The 16991-nt window shown below is 70.6% G+C and carries 19 protein-coding genes; 10 read left to right on the top strand and 9 right to left on the bottom strand.

All coding sequences use genetic code 11. The features are described 5' to 3' along the window. Nucleotides 1-954: 954 nt before the first annotated feature. The gene (locus J7656_RS05760; protein ID WP_017344341.1) at nucleotides 955-3462 is read right to left on the bottom strand and encodes a DUF2309 domain-containing protein; all 2508 of its coding nucleotides are present in this window, start codon (nucleotides 3460-3462) and stop codon (nucleotides 955-957) included. Further along, the gene (locus J7656_RS05765) at nucleotides 3452-4939 is read right to left on the bottom strand and encodes a proton-conducting transporter transmembrane domain-containing protein (RefSeq protein ID WP_017344342.1); all 1488 of its coding nucleotides are present in this window, start codon (nucleotides 4937-4939) and stop codon (nucleotides 3452-3454) included. The genes J7656_RS05760 and J7656_RS05765 overlap by 11 nt, the downstream gene beginning before the upstream one ends. Nucleotides 4940-5201: 262 nt before the next feature. Between J7656_RS05765 and J7656_RS05770 the strand changes: the two genes are divergently transcribed. Beyond that, nucleotides 5202-6218 carry an amidohydrolase family protein gene (locus J7656_RS05770; RefSeq protein ID WP_211554362.1) on the top strand — a complete coding sequence of 339 codons (1017 nt, stop codon included), beginning with the start codon at nucleotides 5202-5204 and terminating at the stop codon, nucleotides 6216-6218. 27 nt (nucleotides 6219-6245) lie between these two features. Here J7656_RS05770 and J7656_RS05775 read toward each other — a convergent pair whose 3' ends face one another. Continuing rightward, entirely contained in the window at nucleotides 6246-6725 is a 480-nt protein-coding gene (locus J7656_RS05775) for an Lrp/AsnC family transcriptional regulator (protein ID WP_017344344.1), read from the bottom strand. 117 nt (nucleotides 6726-6842) lie between these two features. Between J7656_RS05775 and J7656_RS05780 the strand changes: the two genes are divergently transcribed. The 5 genes from J7656_RS05780 (at nucleotide 6843) to J7656_RS05800 (ending at nucleotide 8925) form a co-directional block, all read left to right on the top strand. Beyond that, on the top strand, nucleotides 6843-7241 hold the full coding sequence (locus J7656_RS05780) for an acyl-CoA thioesterase (protein ID WP_211554363.1): 399 nt from the start codon (nucleotides 6843-6845) through the stop codon (nucleotides 7239-7241). An 87-nt stretch (nucleotides 7242-7328) separates the two neighbouring features. After that, nucleotides 7329-7568: a glutaredoxin family protein gene (locus J7656_RS05785; RefSeq protein WP_017344346.1), complete on the top strand. Its 240-nt coding sequence runs from the start codon at nucleotides 7329-7331 to the stop codon at nucleotides 7566-7568. Beyond that, nucleotides 7565-8098, top strand: coding sequence for a cob(I)yrinic acid a,c-diamide adenosyltransferase (locus J7656_RS05790; protein ID WP_211554364.1), 534 nt, complete (start codon nucleotides 7565-7567; stop codon nucleotides 8096-8098). Before J7656_RS05785 ends, J7656_RS05790 begins: the two co-directional genes overlap by 4 nt. Nucleotides 8099-8176: 78 nt before the next feature. Then, nucleotides 8177-8503 (top strand): cupin domain-containing protein, encoded by a 327-nt coding sequence (locus J7656_RS05795; protein ID WP_211554365.1) that lies wholly within the window; start codon nucleotides 8177-8179, stop codon nucleotides 8501-8503. Next, on the top strand, nucleotides 8503-8925 hold the full coding sequence (locus J7656_RS05800) for a rhodanese-like domain-containing protein (protein WP_211554366.1): 423 nt from the start codon (nucleotides 8503-8505) through the stop codon (nucleotides 8923-8925). The genes J7656_RS05795 and J7656_RS05800 overlap by 1 nt, the downstream gene beginning before the upstream one ends. Nucleotides 8926-8950: 25 nt before the next feature. On the opposite strand, the gene J7656_RS05805 is transcribed toward J7656_RS05800, so the two are convergent. Then, entirely contained in the window at nucleotides 8951-9859 is a 909-nt protein-coding gene (locus J7656_RS05805; RefSeq protein WP_211554367.1) for a Vms1/Ankzf1 family peptidyl-tRNA hydrolase, read from the bottom strand. Nucleotides 9860-10304: 445 nt separating this feature from the next. Between J7656_RS05805 and J7656_RS14930 the strand changes: the two genes are divergently transcribed. Beyond that, nucleotides 10305-10454 (top strand): hypothetical protein, encoded by a 150-nt coding sequence (locus J7656_RS14930; protein ID WP_237738339.1) that lies wholly within the window; start codon nucleotides 10305-10307, stop codon nucleotides 10452-10454. A gap of 41 nt (nucleotides 10455-10495) precedes the next feature. Here J7656_RS14930 and J7656_RS05815 read toward each other — a convergent pair whose 3' ends face one another. Together J7656_RS05815 and J7656_RS05820 are read right to left on the bottom strand one after the other, a co-directional pair. Next, entirely contained in the window at nucleotides 10496-10840 is a 345-nt protein-coding gene (locus J7656_RS05815; protein WP_017344351.1) for a DUF5802 family protein, read from the bottom strand. Nucleotides 10841-10997: 157 nt separating this feature from the next. Continuing rightward, on the bottom strand, nucleotides 10998-11423 hold the full coding sequence (locus J7656_RS05820; protein ID WP_017344352.1) for a DUF7522 family protein: 426 nt from the start codon (nucleotides 11421-11423) through the stop codon (nucleotides 10998-11000). Nucleotides 11424-11614: 191 nt separating this feature from the next. On the opposite strand from J7656_RS05820, the gene J7656_RS05825 reads away from it, so the two are divergent. Both J7656_RS05825 and J7656_RS05830 read left to right on the top strand, forming a co-directional pair. Beyond that, a complete protein-coding gene (locus J7656_RS05825) occupies nucleotides 11615-11920 on the top strand; it encodes a DUF7130 family rubredoxin-like protein (RefSeq protein WP_017344353.1) in 306 nt (101 codons plus the stop codon). Nucleotides 11921-11924: 4 nt separating this feature from the next. Continuing rightward, nucleotides 11925-12119, top strand: a complete 195-nt coding sequence (locus tag J7656_RS05830) for a DUF7501 family protein (RefSeq protein ID WP_017344354.1) — start codon at nucleotides 11925-11927, stop codon at nucleotides 12117-12119. A gap of 152 nt (nucleotides 12120-12271) precedes the next feature. On the opposite strand, the gene gnd is transcribed toward J7656_RS05830, so the two are convergent. Further along, nucleotides 12272-13177, bottom strand: coding sequence for a phosphogluconate dehydrogenase (NAD(+)-dependent, decarboxylating) (gnd, locus tag J7656_RS05835; RefSeq protein ID WP_211554368.1), 906 nt, complete (start codon nucleotides 13175-13177; stop codon nucleotides 12272-12274). A 52-nt stretch (nucleotides 13178-13229) separates the two neighbouring features. Continuing rightward, complete coding sequence (locus tag J7656_RS05840) at nucleotides 13230-14468, bottom strand: threonine synthase (protein ID WP_017344356.1); 1239 nt, start codon at nucleotides 14466-14468, stop codon at nucleotides 13230-13232. Nucleotides 14469-14690: 222 nt separating this feature from the next. On the opposite strand from J7656_RS05840, the gene J7656_RS05845 reads away from it, so the two are divergent. Beyond that, complete coding sequence (locus tag J7656_RS05845; protein ID WP_211554369.1) at nucleotides 14691-15530, top strand: helix-turn-helix domain-containing protein; 840 nt, start codon at nucleotides 14691-14693, stop codon at nucleotides 15528-15530. Nucleotides 15531-15560: 30 nt separating this feature from the next. Here J7656_RS05845 and gcvPB read toward each other — a convergent pair whose 3' ends face one another. After that, the gene (gene gcvPB, locus J7656_RS05850; RefSeq protein WP_211554371.1) at nucleotides 15561-16991 is read right to left on the bottom strand and encodes an aminomethyl-transferring glycine dehydrogenase subunit GcvPB; all 1431 of its coding nucleotides are present in this window, start codon (nucleotides 16989-16991) and stop codon (nucleotides 15561-15563) included.

Genomic DNA, 16991 nt, shown 5'->3' on the forward strand with positions numbered 1-16991 from the left:
CGCCGCCACCGACAGGAGTACCAGTGCTATCAGTCCGGCCGCTCCGACGGCTCGCTCCCGGCCGGCCGTCGATCGATCCATCGCAGCTTGGGAGAGATGTTCTCCGGTCACTATTGTACAGTAATAACTAAACTGCCCGAATTAATAAAAACTTCGGGCACGTCTTCGGACCGGACGTGGGCCCGCGGCTACGAACCACGAACCCGGCTGTATCGGGGATTTAAACGGCAGGCTCTGTCGAAATCCTTCGGAAGTGCTACATTCTGACCGGGCGTGGTCAGTACAGGGGTAGCGGCGAGCGATAGCGGGAGTAGGTGTAGTACGTCGTGAGCGAGGTTGTTTATAAACCAGAGCGCGGTGTTGCTGTCGGCTGTTTATAAGTGACTGACGCTGCTGGGATGGCGATCTCCAAAGGGGCAGTCGCGACGGCTCGCGCGCCTTGCTGTCGTTCGAAAGGCGCGACGCGCCTTTCGTGATGACGAGACGCCGGAGGCGTCTCGAACCACGCTCCTCAGTCGCTCGTTTTACTCGCTCCTTGCGGTGCTTACTGCGGCGTGCTTCGCCCTCGCGACTGCCCCTTTGAGTCCCACCCCGCACCGCACAGCGACCGCACCTCACGCCTCCCCAGCCTCGCGGTTCGCGCTCTGCGAGCGCTCACCGCGTCCCTCGCGGGCTGGCTCGCGGCCTCTGCTTCGCTCCGGCCGCTCGCAGGCGCGCCACCGCACCCCTTTTATAAACCCTTGTCGCCGTCGCTCGTGGTTTTTAATACGACATCGCGGCCGCCGATCTGCGCTACCCACTCCGCACTTGATCAAGAAGCACCATTCAGCGACCGGGTTTTTCATCCCAAGTTATATTTGAAGAATAGGGTTTCAACAGGGCCAAACGGCTCTAAAGTGCCGGAATCGGAGCGAGGGGTATCGGCGGCGCACCCCCGTCGAGCGGGCTGTGGCCTCAGTCGTCCGCCACGGCGGGGGCCGTGCGCGGCTCCGCGTGCGCTTCGACCGCCTCGGGCGTCGGCGCCCACGCTAAGTCCCCCTCGTAGTGGAAGGCGCGGTGGTCACGCGTCGGGTCGACGACCGTCAGCGAGAGCCAGTCGTTGTCCAAGAGCCCGGTCACCGCCTCGTTGTCGGCCAGAATCTCGGTGACGCGGTCGACCGGCGCGTGGACGACCGTCGAGAGCCGGAGCGGCTGGTGGTACGGCTCGCCGGCGGCGGCCTTGACCGACTGGAGCGGGAGTCCCGTCATGAGGTCGCCGCCGTTGCCCTGGTAGACGCCGACGTTGCCGACGGGGTTGTGGGTCACCTTCGACCCGCTCCCGTACGCCGCGTTGTCGACCGTCGAGAAGTAGTACTGCGCGTTGATCCACTGCGTGACGACCATCGGCCCGGTGAGGATCGCTTCGAGCGCGTCGCCGTCCGGGTCCGTCGCCCAGTCGTACGAGTGGAGGAAGGCGCGCCCGTCGAGGTCGAGGCCGCTCGTCAGCTCGCGGGGGCCGACGACGAACCCGGCGTTGCCCGCCAACCCCCACTCGGGGCGCGTCTCGGCCCAGTCGGCGGCGCGGCGCTCGGTCTCACGAACGGCCGACTCCTCGGCCTCTTGCCCGGTGCGCTCTCTTGCGGCGCGCCCGCGTGCGGCGTCGAGGTCCGCGCGCAGCCGTTCGAGGTCGGCGGCGTGCGACTCCGGCACGTCGCCGTCGTACAGTTCGATCTCGTCGGTCGTGGTGTTGTGTTCGGCCGCGAGGAAGACGGTGTCGTCGGGCACGTCGATGCCGCGCTCGCGCAGCCCCGCCTTCACCTCCGAGTCGTTACAGATCGCGGCGAGCGCGCGGGCGTTCGGCCCGCCCGGGTTGCCGGCGCAGGCGCCGCAGTCAAGGCTGGAGTCGTAGGGGTTGTTCGCCGTCTCGGCCGCGTGGCCCGTGAAGACGACGAGGCGACCGAACGCCTCCCAGCCCATCAGCTCGAAGGCGGTCGCGGCGTACTCGACCCGCTCGTCGCGGGTCAGTCCCGTCGGAAGCCCCTCGCCGGAGTCGTCGTGCTCGTGGACGCCCGGCTCGCAGAACTCGTGGTCGGCCGGCACCGCGTCGTCGGCGCCGTCGAGCAGGTCGCGTACCCGGCCGGGGACGAGCGTGCGCGCCGCGAGCGCGAGACCGTACCCGCTCCCGGCGCCCTCGACAAAGCTGAACGCGGTGGCGGGGTTCGACCGCAGCGTCTCGACCACCTCGCCGGCGGCCTCGCGGAGGTCGGCCCAGCGGTCGCGGCTCGCCCGCGCGTCGTCGTCGCCCGGGACCTCGGAGACGCGGTGTTGCGGGTCGACGATCGGCGGACACGCCTCGACGGACGCCTCGGCGTCGTACCCGGTGTACTCCATCGGGACGCCGAAGAAGCCCGCGTACCCGTGCGTCTCGTAGTCGCCCGTCGCCTCGACGTGCCGGCGGATCACCTCGGAGCGCGTGTCGATACAGAAGACTAACTGGGCGTCCGGGCGCCCCGACGCGCCGCCGTCGGGGCGTGCCCCGTCCTCCTCGCGTGCTTCGGTTCCTCCGTCGCGCGCCTCGCTCTCGGCGGCGACCCGCTCGACGAGCCCGTCGCGGTACGTGCCCTCCCACGCGCTCAGGAACGCGTCGGCGATCTCGTCGCTCGGGTCGACCGCCGGCCCGTCGGACCCCTCCGGCGGCGAGAGGTCGACGCCGAAGGCGTCCGCCAACGCGAGCCGGGCCGCGAGGTAGCCCGTCGGCGTGATCGGGTGCGCGGACTGCCACGCGCCGCCGTCGTCGGCGCGCCGCTTGAGCAGCCCGGTCCACCCGGGGAGCGCGGCGAACTGCGACTCGAAGACGGCCTCCCACCGGTCACGGGGGTACGGCTCCAGCGCGGCCTCGATCGCTTCGGTCGGCGACGGCGGCAGGTCGGCGACGAGTCCCGTATTCGGAATTTCGTCGTCGTAGGCGGCCACCGACCGGAAGGCGTCGTAGAACCCCGCCTCGCGGTTCGGCATCGACCACTCGGCCTGCCCCTCGTCGAGGAACGCCGACAGCCACTTCGTCAGCACGCGGTCGACGCGCTCGGCGTCGGAGTCCGCCGCCTCCGCCCCGCCGGAGCCGCTCGTTTCCACCGTCTCCTCGGCGGTCTCCAGCCGCTCCAGCAGGGCCTCGGGGTCGCCATCGTAGCCCCGGTCGGTCAGTTCCGCGTCGAGCAGGTCGGGGTCGATACGTCCCTCGTCGAGGGCCGCCCGGAACGTCTCCGCGCGCGGGTAGCCGCGGCCGCCGAAGAGGTCCGCCGCCCGGCTCACGGCCTCGTCGAACGGCCGGTCCTCGAAGCCGGCGAGGGGGTTCGCGGTCACGAACGAGTGGACCGGCCAGACGGACCCGACCGCGGTCGCGGCCGCGTCGACCTCGTCTTCGATCGCGCCCGTGTCGTCTTCGATGCCGTCAGCGTCGTCGTCGATACCGATTTCAGTCGTCATCGTACTCCTCCGTGGCGGTTAGAACAGTGGTCGGAGCGGGCTGGCCCGCGTTCACCAGCGCGACGTAGAGGCGCTCGCTCCGCTCGTGGACGCCGGTCTCGATCGCGACGTACGCCGCGAGGAAGGCGACGGCGACGAGCGCGTGGAGCGCGGTCAGCTCGGTCGGGGCGGAGACGAGCGGTAGCCCGGCGAGCAGCCCCGAGACCGCCCTGTACGCGAGCGCGTACACGGCGATGGCGGGGAGCGCGACCAGCGGGACCGCCCCGTAGCGGGCCGCCGTCGAGAGGGCGGTCCGCCGGACGGCGCTCCGGGCCGCGTGGAGCGTCGTGAGCGTCACGAACCCGGCGAGCAGCAGCCCGGTGTCGACGCTCGTCCCCTTCCCGGTCAGGAGCGCGAACGTCGCGCCGCCAGCGAGCCCGGTCAGCAGCACGACGACCGCGCCGGCGACGCCCGTTCCCTCGGGTTCGGGCCCGGTCTCCGTCGGGGCCGCGCGCTCGACCTCGCCGCCCGCGCTCAGGAAGTGGTACGCCTTGTAGAACCCGTGTAAGACGAGATGCGTGACGGCGGCACCGAAGAAGCCGAGCCCGGCTTGGACGATCATGAAGCCCATCTGACCGACCGTCGAGCAGCCCAGTTCGCCCTTGACGTCCGCCCGGACGGTCTTGAGCAGCTTCCCGCTGAGGGCGCTGACGACGCCGACGACCACGATAGCGAGCATGAGCCCGGTCTCGACGGTCACGACCGGCGCGAAGCGGGTCAACAGGATGCCGCCCGCGTTGACGAAGCCGGCGTGCATCAGCGCCGAGGCCGGCGTGGGGGCCGTCATCGAGGAGAGCAGCCAGCCGTGGAACGGGACGAGCGCCGACTGGATCATCGCCGCGAGGAGGAGCGCGGCGCCCGCGACGAGCCACGCGGGCCCCCCGAGGGAGTCGGCGCTCGCGGCGATACCGGAGACCGTCGTCGCGCCGGTCGCCCACCACAGCGCCGTCACGGCGACGCCGAGCAGCGCGCTGCTGGCGAGGAAGTACCGACGGGCGACGCTCGCGGCGGCCCGGGCCTGCGGCCAGCCGTCGACGGTGCCGATGAGCCGCGCCATCAGGAGCCCCATCGCCAGCCAAAAGCACCAGAACAGCGCGACGTGGTCGGCCGCGACGAGCGCCATCACGGCGAGCGTGAACGCGGAGACGCCGAGGAAGAAGTCAGTCTCGTGGGCGCTCCCGGCCATGTAGCGGCGCGAGTAGCTGTGGACGATCCCGCTGAAGAACGTCACGACGACCCACAGCAGGACGGTCAGCCCGTCGACGGCGATCGCGTCGGAGACCTCCCAGGGCCCGCCGAGTCGGACGTGGGCGACGAGCGCGGCGAGGCTCGCGGCGAACAGCGTCCACGCGAGCCGCGTTAGTGCGACGGGAACGGTCGACGACTCGGCCGTCTCCCGGAGCGCTCCGACCGTCGGGTTCGAGGTGCGTCCTGACATCGTTCGAGCGACCACGCGACCGGGGTCGGACCGCGCGGGCGCTGGGTCCGGTTCCGGTCGGTTTTCATCGCTTTCAAGAACGGAATAGCTATTAAATCTGTCTGTATTCACAATTCGTTCGGCTAAATCGACTTATAGAACATTATGTTTATCGGCTCCGCGATCCGATCGGGCTCGGCCAGCCTCGCGGCGACGGCCGCTTCCGGCCCGTTCGGCGTCGCCACTCAGGAAACCATAACCTCTCCCGGTCCGGAGGGCCGGTATGGAAGAACTCTCGGGAACCGTCCTCGCCGGAGAGTCGTTCGCGCCGGTGCGAGGGCGGGTCATCGTCGAAGACGGGCGGATTGCGGCGGTCGAGGAGACGGACACCGACTCGACAGACATCGTGCTGCCGGCGTTCGTCAACGCGCACACCCATCTCGGGGACTCCGTCGCGAAGGATGCGGCGGTCGGCCTCTCGCTCGACGAGGCGGTGGCGCCGCCGGACAGCCTGAAACACCGGCGGCTGGCGGCCGCCGACCGCGACGATCTCGTGTCAGCGATGCGGCGGACGCTCCGATTCATGCGGCGGACCGGCACGGTTTCGACGCTCGACTTCCGCGAGTCCGGAGTCGCCGGGGCGCGGGCGCTCCGCGACGCGGCGGCGGACACCGGCGTCGACCCGTTCGTCTTCGGGAGCGGCGACCCGTCCGTCCTCGACGTCGCCGACGGCTACGGCGCCTCCGGCGCGAACGACGACGACTTCGCCGCCGAGCGCGCCGCCTGCGAGGAGCGCAGCCGGCCCTTCGCGATCCACGCGGGCGAGCCGGACGCGACTGACATCCACCCGGCGCTCGATCTGGACCCGGACCTGCTCGTTCACATGGTCCACGCCGAGCGGGAGCACTTGGAGCGCGTCGCGGACCAGTCCGTTCCGGTCGCGGTCTGTCCGCGCGCGAACGCGGTCCTCGACGTCGGAACGCCGCCGATTCGGGAGCTGCTCGATCACACGACGGTCGCGCTCGGCACGGACAACGTCATGCTGAACCAACCGTCGATGTTCCGGGAGATGGCGACCGCGGCGAAGCGGTTCGACGTAACCGACCGCGAGGTGCTGCGGATGGCGACCGCCGCGGGCGCCGAGATCGGCGGCCTCGACTGCGGGGTCGTCGAACCGGGCCGGCGGGCGGCGCTCCTCGTCCTCGACGGCGACTCGGACAACCTCTCCGGCACCGAAGACCCGGTGGCAGCGGTCGTTCGGCGGGCGACCGGGCTCGACGTGAAGCGCGTCCTCGTCTGACCGCCTCTCCGGCCCGTCCCGCCTCGATCAATCCTCGCCGTTCCGCTCGACGTCGAACTCACCGAACGGGGTCGTCTTGTGGGTCCGCACGAGCACCTCGTCGGCGACGGTGACGCCCATGTCGAGGAGCGCCTGCGCCACCGGCGTGATGTCATCGTCCGACTCGCCGACGACGGTCACGAGGAGGTTCTGCTCGCCGGTGACGAGTTCTTGGACCGACACGACGCCGTCGATGTCGAGGATGTCCGGGATGAGCTCGCCGCGCTCCGGAATCGACGCGGTGCAGTAGAGCAGCATCCGGAGGGGGTAGCCCGACCGCTGGTAGTCGACGCTGGCGCTGTACCCCTTGATCACCCCCTCGGATTCGAGCCGCTGAATCCGCTTGCGGACGGTGCTGTCCGAGGTGCCGGTCCGCTCCGCGACGTCCCCGGACGACGTGTTCCGTGCGTCCTCCTGTAGCGCGTACAGGATCGCCCTGTCGACGTCGTCTATCGCGCCGTTGCCCATACCGCGGTGATAGACGCGCGGCCGTTTTATACGTTGTCGAGACCGCCAACTCCGCGTTTTCGGCCGCGGTCGTCCCGATCCCGACGCCTACATACGATCCCCGCCAGTGGGTCGGATATGGGTACGTACACCGCGGACATCGACGTGCGGTTCCGCGACATCGACGCGATGGGCCACGTCAACAACGCCGTCTACGCGACGTACATCGAGCAGGCGCGGACGCGGTACTTCAGCGACGTCCTCGACGCCGACCTCTCGCGCGTGTCGACCGTGCTGGCGTCGATCTCGATCGACTTCCGGCGCCCGATCGAACTGTCCGACGGCGAGGTCACCGTCACCGTCGACGTGGCCGACCTCGGGCGGTCGAGCGCGACGATGACCCACGAGATCCGGGCCGGCGGCGAGGCGGCCGCGGAGGCCGAGGCGACGCTCGTCTCCCTCGACCCGGAGACGGGGGAACCCGCACCCATCCCGGAGGAACACCGGGCCGCGATGGAGTCGTACCACGACCTGTGAGGCGCTGGGGCGAGGCTCCGTGCCGCGGTCGGGGTAGGGGGAGGCGCGGACGCACACCTTCTTGACGGCGCGGACGGATCGATCGGTATGAGCGTTCGACTGTACGCCCTCGACGGGTGTCCGTGGTGCGAGAAGGCGGCCGACGCCTTAGACGAGGCCGGCGTCGACTACGAGACGGAGTGGGTGGAGGCCCTCCACTCCGACCGGAACGAGGTCAAGCGCGTCAGCGGCCAGCGCGGCGTCCCCGTCCTCGTCGACGAGGAACGCGGCGTGACGATGTCGGAGAGCGCGAACATCGTCGAGTACGTCGAGAGGACCCTCGCATGAGCATCTACACCGGCCGCGGCGACGAGGGCGAGACCGACCTCCGGGACATGAGCCGGGTGTCGAAGTCGAGCCACCGCATCGAGGCGTACGGCTCCGTCGACGAGGCGAACGCGCTGCTCGGCACGGTTCGCCCGACGGGCCACGACGACGTCGACGACCTGCTGGAGACGATCCAGAACCACCTCCACATCGTCCAAGCGGACCTCGCGAACCCCGATCCCGACCCGGACGACCCGCAGGTTGAGAGCCGCCACACCGAGGAGTTAGAGCAGCACATCGACGCGTTCGACGAGGAGCTGGAGCCGCTCACGTCGTTCATCCTTCCCGGCGGCGGCGAGGCGGGGGCGGCGCTCCACCACGCGCGCGCCGTGGCGCGACGGGCGGAGCGCCGCGTCGTCGACCTCGCGCGCTCGGAGCCGATAAACGAGGCCGTCGTCACCTACCTCAACCGGCTCTCCGACCTCCTCTTCACCCTCGGGAGGGTCGTCAACGCGCGCGACGGCGAGCCCGAGGAGTCGCCCTCGTACTGAGCCCGCGCCGTTTCGACCGGCGGGGGCGGCCCAGCTCCCGAGCGCGCGATTTTTCCCCGTCCCGCGCGAGATGCGGGTATGACGCTCGACAGCTACGCGGCGGCGGTCTCCGGTCTCGACCCGGCACCCGGCGAGGTCGAGACGGCGGAGCTCGTCGTCACCGACGACGCGCTCGTGAAGGCGTTCGTTCTCGGCCCCGACGCGTCGGTCGACCCCCACGAACACGCCGACGCCACGAACGTGTTCCACGTCCTCGAAGGCGAACCGACCGTGGTCCGTGACGACGAGGAGGCGGCGCTCGCGGCGCCCGCGGTGGTGCCGAACGAGCGCGGCGCGGTCCACGGCGCCCGCAACGACACCGACGAGCGGGCCGTACTCACGGCCACTCTCGCCCCCCTCCCCTGATGGACGGCGAAATCGACCCCGCGGAGCTGTCGGCGCTGCTCGATGAGCGCGACGACTCCGGAGACGACGTCGCCGGCGCCGACGGGAACGCCGAGGAATCCGAATCGCTCCGCATCGTGGACATCCGCGACCAACGGGCGTTCGACCGCGGTCACCTCCCCGACAGCGAGTGTATCCCGTTCCCGGAGCTGACGAGTCGGATCGCGGAGCTCGAGGGCGCGGAGCGGATCGTCACTGTCTGTCCGCACGGCGTCGCCAGCCAGCAGGCGGCCCAGCTGATCGGCAGCTACGAGGGCACACAGGAGGCGCGCGTCGAGAGCCTCCGCGGCGGCATCGAGGCGTGGGAGCAGGAGATCGGCGAGCTGACCGCATCGGAGAACCCCGACGCCGACCCGGACGAAGGCCCCGAATCTCCCTTCTGACGCGGGGCGGTCTCTTTTAAATAGCTCAGATCGCGCGGACGCGGACCCGCCAGAAGTCGCGGAACGCGTCGTCGAGTGCCGCCTCCGGCTTCCCGGTGGCGTCGGAGACGTCCGTCACATCGGTGCGGTCGCGCACCCGTCCGAGGACGCTGCGCTCGCCGACGGCGATCACGCGGTCGAGGTTCTCCCCGTCCGCGACCTCGGCGAGCGTCTCGTTCGCCTTCTTCAGGTGGTCGTCGATCTGTCCCTCGCGGCGGCGCTCGAAACGCCCCTGCGAGAAGCCGCCCTTCGAGTGGGCCTCCTTCACGTCGCTGGTGAACCCCTCGAAGGCGACCCGCTCGTCGTCCTCGTAGGTGCCGACGGCGAAGACGTCCGAGCGGACGAGGGCGAACGCGAACCGACCGGTCGGCCGGAACCACGCATCCGGTAGCCGGAAGCGGTCGCTCCAGCGGTCGAACGGTTCCGGTTCGATCGGCGGGGTCAGCGCCGCGCTCACGGCGCCGGTGTCGTCGGCGAGGACGACCGCGGGCGCCGCGCGCCGGACCAGTTCCGTGCGGTCGCCGAACCACTCCGAGACGGTCGCCGGCACCGAGTCGGCGTCCGGGACGTACGCCGTGAGCAGTCCCTCGGGGTCGTCGCTCTTGACCGCCCGGAAGCGGTCGAGTACGTCGGCCAGCCTCGAGCCGCTGCGGTCGCTCACGCGCCGGAACTCGACGGACGCCTCGGCCCCTTCCGCGCGCTCCAGCCGCTCTTCGAGCGACTCGATCCGGTGTTCGAGTTCGTTGACGCGCTCCTCGGCGCGCTGGCGGTCGGCGACCGCGTCGGAGCGCCGCTCCTCTTCGGCCTCGGCGCGGCGTTCGAGGTGGCGCTTCTCCTCTTCGAGCTCCTCGATCCGCTCTTTCAGCTCAGCGCGCCCGAGCAGCCTGTCGATCATACCGAATCCGCGACCCCCTGCGACCTAAAAGGTGCGTCTGCGGCGGCGACGTGGTCGAACTCATTTATAAATGAATGCCGTGCGGTGGCGCGTGCCGACGAGCGCCCGATAGGGCGCGAGTCGCACGCGCGAGGGAGTCGGCCGACCGGAGCGAAGCGGAGGGAGGCCGACGAGGCTGGGGAGGTGTGAGGTGCTGTGCGGAGCGGGGTGGGACTCAAAGGGGCAGCCGGGAGGCGGGCGCAGGCGACGCAAGCACCGCAACGAGGGAGCGGTAGCGACCGAGTGAGGAGCGCAGCGAGCGTGCGCCCGCCTCCCGGCTGGGGCTTTGGCGGTGTTCGCCGTCGATCCGGAATCAACGACTTATAAGCGAGCGGCTGGAGCTTTGGCGGTGTTCGCCGTCGATCCGGAATCAACGACTTATAAGCGAGCGGCTGGAGCTTTGGCGGTGTTCACCGACTCACCGACAGCAGCCATTTATAAACGAGCGGCTGGGGCTTTGGCGGTGTTCACCGCGGTGGTAGCAGTCATTTATAAACGAGCGACTGGGGGTTCGGGAGTGCTCTCAATCCGTGCCCGACTGGTTATTTATAAATAGCAGCGACAATCGACGGGAAATACGGAGCCACTTTCCACGTATCACGCGTTCACGAACGGCTCCCACCCCTCCCAGCGCAACAGCTTCTCCGCTCGGTCCGCGTCCGCCAACAGCACGTTCCGGTGGTCCGGGAGCGTCTCGTCGGCGAGCTCCTGGGGAATCGCGAGCGTGCCGCTGGGTACGTCGTCGTCGCCGCCGACCGGGATGTGGCCGCCGTCGACCTTCATCACGAGCGGGGCGTCGAGCCGCTCGACCCCTTCGCCGTCCGCGTACAGCTGCTCGTTGACGCGTTCGTGGTCCGCCCGCTGGATGACGGCGCGCTCGCCGTCGCGGGGTTCCACGTACAGTTCCCCCAGGTAGTAACCGCTCGAGAATCGCTCGAACATTCTATGCGTGATATCCTCTACCATGACCGTATATAAGCCTTTCTCGGACGCGGCCGATCGCCGGGACCGTTCGGCGCGTCCGACCGGCCGACACGAGTCGAAGCGATCGACGCGCGGAGCGGGCCGCTCCGCGTCCGTGCGCTCGGCCTCCCGCGTATCACTCGCCCCGGAGCGTTCCGCGGACCGCACTGACCGTCTCTCTGAACGCGCCGACGTCCATGGAGTCGGCGGTGAAGAGGACGCCGGCATCGCCCTCGAGCGCCCTGACGACGAACCCGTCCTCGTGGAACCGGACGGTGAAGTCGTACGGCCCGATGTCCGGACCGTCGCCGCCGTGTGCGATCTCGGTCCGCGCCGACCGTTCCGCGAACCCCACGCGTTCGAGCTGGACCAGCTGCGCCTTCCGCGCTCTGGCGGCCTCGTCGGACGGGTAGAGGTCCTTCCGCACGTACAGCAGATCGAACGACGAAGGGGTGAAGTACACGACGCTCCGGAGCGCGTCGCCCAGACTGGTGCGGGTGGCGCTCAGAATGCTGTCGGCCGTCTCGTCGCTGATCCCGGTCTCGGACGGTATCGGTTCCATGTGACGTAGTAACGCGCCCAGTCGTAATAGCACCGCCGGCGGCTCCGCGCGAGGCGCCTCGCGCGCGTCGTCTTCCGTTCCGAGGGCAGTCCGTCCGGCGGTGTCGCGTACGCCCGGCGTCCCCTTCCGAGTCGAAGGGGGCGAGCGGGCACGGGAGAAGAGCTAGGTTCTGCCCGGTTCAACGGGAGCGTATGTACGAGGACAGCGAGGGCGCGTCCGCGGACCGCGTGCTCAAACCGGGACAGCGAGCGTACGACGAGAACGGCCGAGTCGTCGGCGTCATTCGAGCCATCACGGACATCGGCGTCGAGGTCAACACCCTCGGAGACGTCGAGACCCTATCGCTCCGGCAGTCCCCCGGCGTAAATCTCGGAGAGGGGTACCTTGTGCGGCGGCGTAGCGAGTGCGGCGAGTCGGGCGACGTCGACCGGGTCCCCGACCGCTGCCCGAACTGCGGGGCCGGCGGGAACGCTCTGTACGCCTACCTGGAGGAGTAACCGCATGTCCGACGACCACCCGCCGCGCGACTCCCCGGAGTGGGACAATCCGGACCTGTGCCCGTTCTGCGGTGCCACGCTGTCGGACGGCGGAATCGGATTCATCGACCATGTGTCGGACGCCCCCGAGTGCGCGGAGCGGTTCGAGGCCTGGCGAGCGGCGATCCGAGACGACATCGGCGGAGAGTGGGGCGGGTAGCCGAGGTTCGTCCGTCGGCCCCGTCTCCCGATCCCCGCCGGTCTCCGAGGAGTCGACGGCGTTCCGCGCTCGGCGAAGACTGTCATCGCCCGGCTCCGGCCCCGGTCGGAGCCCCGGGTCCGCTCACGCCTCCTGCGGAGCCCCGGGTCCTCTCACTCCCCGTCGGACCGCCGCGCGACCTCGTGTCGACCGAAGCCGTACCGCAGGCGGTTCGCGAGTCGGCGCGAGAAGCGTCCCTCGTTGCGCGAGTCGAACCGCTCCGCGAGCGCCTGATAAATAATGGGGACGGGCACCTCCTGTTCGAGCGCCTCTCGGACCGTCCACGTGCCCGTCGAGCCGCCCGCGACGTGATCGGCCACGTCGCCCAGATCCGACCCCTCCTCGCGGAACGCCTCCTCGCAGAGCTCCAGCAGCCACGACCGGATCACGGCGCCGTTGTTCCACGTCCGAGCCACGGACTCCATGTCGAGGTCGTAGCGGCCGTCCGTGAGCAGCTCGAACCCCTCGCCGTACGCCTGCATCAGCGCGTACTCCACGCCGTTGTGGACCATCTTCACGTAGTGGCCGGAGCCCGACTCGCCCATGCGGTCGTGGCCGTCCGGGCCGGTCGCCACCGCGTCGAACACCGGCACGAGCGCCTCGTAGGCCCACTCCGGGCCGCCGACCATCAGCGAGAAGCCCGCCTCCGCGCTCGCGGGCCCGCCGGAGGTGCCGCAGTCGAGGTACGCGGCGTCCGTCTCCTCGGCGCGGCGCACCGAATCCTCGAAGTGCGAGTTGCCGCCGTCGACGACGACGTCGTCGTCGTCGAGGTGCGGCTCCAGGTCAGCGAGCGTGGCGTCGACGGCGTCGCCCGCGGGCACCATCAGCCAGATCCGCTTTTCGCCCCCCAACCGGTCACAGAGGTCGCCCACCGAGTCGGCCGGCTCCGCGCCCGCCTCCGCCGCCTCCGCGGTCGCCTCCGCGGAGAGGTCGAACGCGACCACGTCGTGGCCCGCCGAAAGCGACCGGTTCGCGACGATCTGTCCCATCCGCCCGAGTCCGATGACCCCGAGTTCCATGCGCGAGGGGTGGCGACCGGCCGCCGTAGTGGTTCCGGTTCCGCGCCCCCCGCTACTCGTCGGCTCGCGCCTCCGCCTCGACCTCCCGCTCGCCGAGGTGTGCGCGGAGCGCGTCCACGTCCTTGTTTCCCGCGCCGGTGTTCAGCAGGACGACCGTGTCGTCGGGGCCGAACTCGCCGGATTCCGCGAGCGCGAACGCTCCCGAGACGGCGGCCGCGCAGGTGGCGCCCACCTCTAGCCCCTCCTCGCGGGCGACCTCAATGGCGGCGTCGAGGATCTCTCGGTCCGTCGTCGCCACCGCCCCGCCGTCGGACTGGCGGACCGCCTCCAAGATGAGGTGGCTCGCGCCCGGGTCCGGGATCGCGATCCCGTTACACGCCGTGTCGACCTCGTCGTCTGCGAGCGGCTCGTGGCGGTCGGCGCCCGACTCGTAGGCGCGGACGACCGGGGCGCAGCCCGCGGCCTGCGCCGCGTACATCGGGACGAGTTCGTCGGTCCACCCCAGCTCCCTCGCCTCGCGGGCGGCCTTGTGCATCCCGACGAGCCCGACGCCGCCGCCGGTCGGGTAGACGACGCCGTCGGGCGCCTCCCAGTCGAGCTGCGCTAAGAGCTCCAGCGCCATCGTCTTCTTCCCCTCGTGGCGGTACGGCGTGACGAACGTCTTCGTCGAGTACCACTCGGGATGTTCCTCCATCGCCTCGGCGTACGCCTTCCCGGCGTCGCCGATCTGCGAGTTCCCGTCGACGGGGTCGGCCACGGTCAGGTCCGCGCCGTGAACCTCCGTCATCGCTTTCTGGGTGAATCCCGCCCGCGAGGGGAGGAACACGTGCGCGTCGAGGTCCGCGCGGGCCGCGTACGCCGCGGCCGCCTGCCCCGCGTTGCCGGCACTGTTCAGCGCGACCTCGCTCGCGCCGTGTTCGCGCGCGGCCGTCATCGCGGCCGCCTGCCCGCGGTCCTTGAACGTCCCCGTGGGATTTGCGCCCTCGTCTTTCAGGAGAACGCGGCCGACGCCCATCGCGTCCGCCAGCGCCGGGCACTCGACGAGCGGCGTCGCGCCCTCCCCGAGCGACACCGCCGTCTCAGCCGGGAACGGGAGCAGCTCGTCGTACCGCCACATCGACCCGTCGGGGCGCGCGTCGAGCGTCTCCGGGGTCAGACCGATCCGGTCGTAGTCGTACTCTGGGTCGAGGATACCGCCGCAGTCGGGACAGCGGTGCGTCGCCGCCTCCGCGTCGAACGTCTCCCCGCAGTCGACGCAGGTCAGGCCGACGAACGCCTCTGTCGTCTCCATGGGACCGCGGTCGCGTGCCGGGGACTTCGGTGCTGCGGTCGCGGCGATCGCCCCGGGCCGCCCACGAGGGGGCTGCCGTTCGTCCGCACCCCTCCGGGGTACTTAGGTTCGAAACGTATGAAGCGGTGCGCCGAGGGGCGCCGGGGTCGTGCGTACAATGGAGATGCGCGCATCAGCGACGGCCTGGACGGCCGGTTCGCGGGGAGCACCGGGGTGGAAGCGATGAGCCGAACGAGGCTTCGGTTGGACCTCCCGGCAGGGTCGTGGCTCGGCGACGTCTCGCGGGGCGTCCCCTCGGCGACTATCCGGGTCGCGGAGACGATCGCGCTCGACGACGACGCTCGGCGACCGGCCGACGATGACGGCTCGGAGGCGCTCGACGACGACGGCTCGGACGTGGCGGCGACCGTCTTGATCGGCGGCGCCGACAGGGACCGCGTCGAGGACGCGCTCCGCGGCCACGACCGCGTCGCGCGCGCGACGACGGTCGAGCGCCGCGGCGACGGCCGCACGCTTCGGGTCGTCTGCCGCGCCCCCGTGTACCTCCCGGCGGCGCGGGCGGTCGGTCTCCCGATGGCGTCGACGGTCGAGGTCGTCGACGGCCGGGCGACGGTGACGGTCGTCGGCGACCGGGACCGAGTCGAGGCGTTCGGGCGCCGGCTCGCGGGCGAGGGGGTGACGGTCGGCGTCGCCGCGACCGGGGTCGACGGCCCGGACCGGACGCTCACGGAGGCGCAGCGCGACCTCGTGTTCGATGCGGTCCGGTCGGGGTACTACGACACCCCGCGCCGGTGTACGCTCACGGAGTTAGCCGAGGCGAACGGGATCGCGAAGTCGACCTGTAGCGAGACGCTCCACCGCGCGGAGGGTCGCGTGATGCGGCGGTTCGTCGACGGGACGGGCCGGTTCGACTCGGCGTCGGACCGCGTCGGTACGGCGGCCGCCGGGACTGCGTTCTCCGAGACGGCAGCGTTCGACGAGCGCGACGCCGACGGTCCGGACGCGGACGACCTCGACGCGGACGGCGACGAGCCGGTGCGGTCCGCGGCGACCGAGCCCTGACACCGCCGCGGCGGGCGGCGGTTCGAAGGCCTACTCCCCGTCGAGCGCCTGCCACGAGAGCCGCGGGTTCCGCGCGGCGCCGACCTGGTCGATCCGGCCCGCGGCGGTCCGGTTCGGGGCCGCGTCGAGCGCCTCGTCGGTGTCGGCGTACGCGAGGTTGAACGCCTCCGCGAGGTCGTCGAGCGAGGACTGCCCCTCGATCTCGGTCGGCTCGGTCAGCATCGCCTCCGGCACCATCTCCGGCCACTTCGTCGTCGGCGGGTGGACGCCGAAGTCGAGCATGCGCTTCGCGACGTCGGCGGCGTCGCGGTCGCCCGCGGTCGCGGCGAACTCGTGGTGGAACGGACCGAACGGCACGTCGAGGTCGATCCGCTCGGCGAGGTAGTTCGCGTTGAGGACGGCCTTCGCGGCCGCGTCCGCGAGCCCCTCGTCGCCGAGGCGGGCGATGTACGCGTACGCCTTGATCGACACGAGCCAGTTGCCGGCGAACCCGTGGACTTTCCCGATCGTGTGATCGGGCTCGAAGCGCTCGTATCCCGATCCCTCGTCGGCCTCCCGGACCCGGGGTGTCGGGAGGAACGGTGCCAGTTCGTCGACGACGCCGACCGGGCCGGCGCCGGGACCGCCGCCGCCGTGAGGCGTCGCGAACGTCTTGTGGACGTTGTAGTGCATCACGTCGAACCCCATGTCGCCGGGGCGGCCGCGGCCGAGCAGCGCGTTGAGGTTCGCGCCGTCGTAGTAGAGCAGGCCGCCGGCGTCGTGGACGATGTCAGCGATCTCGGTGATGTCGCGCTCGAAGAGGCCGACCGTGTTCGGGTTCGTGAGCATGAGGGCGGCGGTGTCGTCGCCGACGGCCGCCTCCAAGGCTTCGAGGTCGACCCGACCGTCCTCGCCGGAGGGGAGTTCGACCACGTCGTAGCCCGCGGTCGCGGCGGTCGCGAAGTTGGTCCCGTGGGCCGACGCCGGGATCACGACCTCCGAGCGGTCGTTGCCGTGGTGTTCGTGGTACGCCTTCGCGACGAGGATCCCCGTGAGCTCGCCGGCGGCGCCCGCGGGCGGCTGGAGCGTGACGGCGTCCATGCCCCCAATCTCCGCGAGGACCTCCTGGAGACGGTGCTGGAGCTCCAGGTTCCCCTGCGCCGAGCGCTCGGAGCGGTCCGGGTGGATCGCCGCGTTCGTGTCCGCCGCCACGTCCTCGGTGAACTTGGGGTTGTACTTCATCGTGCAGCTCCCCAGCGGGTACGGCCCCGAGTCGATCGCCCAGTTCATCTGCGAGAGCCGGGTGTAGTGGCGCGCCGTCTCCGGCTCCGAGGGGTTCGGCAGCGTCAGCTCCTCGCGGGTGAGGTCGTCGGGCAGCGGGGACTCCTCCCGTACGTCGACGGTCTCTTGGCCCTTCTCCGAGAGCAGCGGCTCGCGGACGTTCTCCCCCTCTCGCTCGTAGTTCGCTTGGTCGTGGATCAT

It is taken from the genome of Halorubrum ruber (assembly GCF_018228765.1).
In the GTDB taxonomy this organism is placed as follows: Archaea; Halobacteriota; Halobacteria; order Halobacteriales; family Haloferacaceae; genus Halorubrum; species Halorubrum ruber.

Excerpts from the sequence above, each read along its gene's own strand:
- J7656_RS05775 (WP_017344344.1), bottom strand. The coding sequence starts at position 6,725 with ATGGGCAACGGCGCGATAGACGACGTCGACAGGGCGATCCTGTACGCG.
- J7656_RS05830 (WP_017344354.1), top strand. The coding sequence starts at position 11,925 with ATGTCCGACGACCACCCGCCGCGCGACTCCCCGGAGTGGGACAATCCG.
- J7656_RS05840 (WP_017344356.1), bottom strand. The coding sequence starts at position 14,468 with ATGGAGACGACAGAGGCGTTCGTCGGCCTGACCTGCGTCGACTGCGGG.
- J7656_RS05770 (WP_211554362.1), top strand. The coding sequence starts at position 5,202 with ATGGAAGAACTCTCGGGAACCGTCCTCGCCGGAGAGTCGTTCGCGCCG.
- J7656_RS05845 (WP_211554369.1), top strand. The coding sequence starts at position 14,691 with ATGAGCCGAACGAGGCTTCGGTTGGACCTCCCGGCAGGGTCGTGGCTC.
- gnd (WP_211554368.1), bottom strand. The coding sequence starts at position 13,177 with ATGGAACTCGGGGTCATCGGACTCGGGCGGATGGGACAGATCGTCGCG.
- J7656_RS05785 (WP_017344346.1), top strand. The coding sequence starts at position 7,329 with ATGAGCGTTCGACTGTACGCCCTCGACGGGTGTCCGTGGTGCGAGAAG.
- J7656_RS05800 (WP_211554366.1), top strand. The coding sequence starts at position 8,503 with ATGGACGGCGAAATCGACCCCGCGGAGCTGTCGGCGCTGCTCGATGAG.
- J7656_RS05795 (WP_211554365.1), top strand. The coding sequence starts at position 8,177 with ATGACGCTCGACAGCTACGCGGCGGCGGTCTCCGGTCTCGACCCGGCA.
- J7656_RS05820 (WP_017344352.1), bottom strand. The coding sequence starts at position 11,423 with ATGGAACCGATACCGTCCGAGACCGGGATCAGCGACGAGACGGCCGAC.
- J7656_RS05760 (WP_017344341.1), bottom strand. The coding sequence starts at position 3,462 with ATGACGACTGAAATCGGTATCGACGACGACGCTGACGGCATCGAAGAC.
- J7656_RS05790 (WP_211554364.1), top strand. The coding sequence starts at position 7,565 with ATGAGCATCTACACCGGCCGCGGCGACGAGGGCGAGACCGACCTCCGG.
- J7656_RS05805 (WP_211554367.1), bottom strand. The coding sequence starts at position 9,859 with ATGATCGACAGGCTGCTCGGGCGCGCTGAGCTGAAAGAGCGGATCGAG.
- gcvPB (WP_211554371.1), bottom strand. The coding sequence starts at position 16,991 with ATGATCCACGACCAAGCGAACTACGAGCGAGAGGGGGAGAACGTCCGC.
- J7656_RS05815 (WP_017344351.1), bottom strand. The coding sequence starts at position 10,840 with ATGTTCGAGCGATTCTCGAGCGGTTACTACCTGGGGGAACTGTACGTG.
- J7656_RS05780 (WP_211554363.1), top strand. The coding sequence starts at position 6,843 with ATGGGTACGTACACCGCGGACATCGACGTGCGGTTCCGCGACATCGAC.
- J7656_RS05825 (WP_017344353.1), top strand. The coding sequence starts at position 11,615 with ATGTACGAGGACAGCGAGGGCGCGTCCGCGGACCGCGTGCTCAAACCG.
- J7656_RS05765 (WP_017344342.1), bottom strand. The coding sequence starts at position 4,939 with ATGTCAGGACGCACCTCGAACCCGACGGTCGGAGCGCTCCGGGAGACG.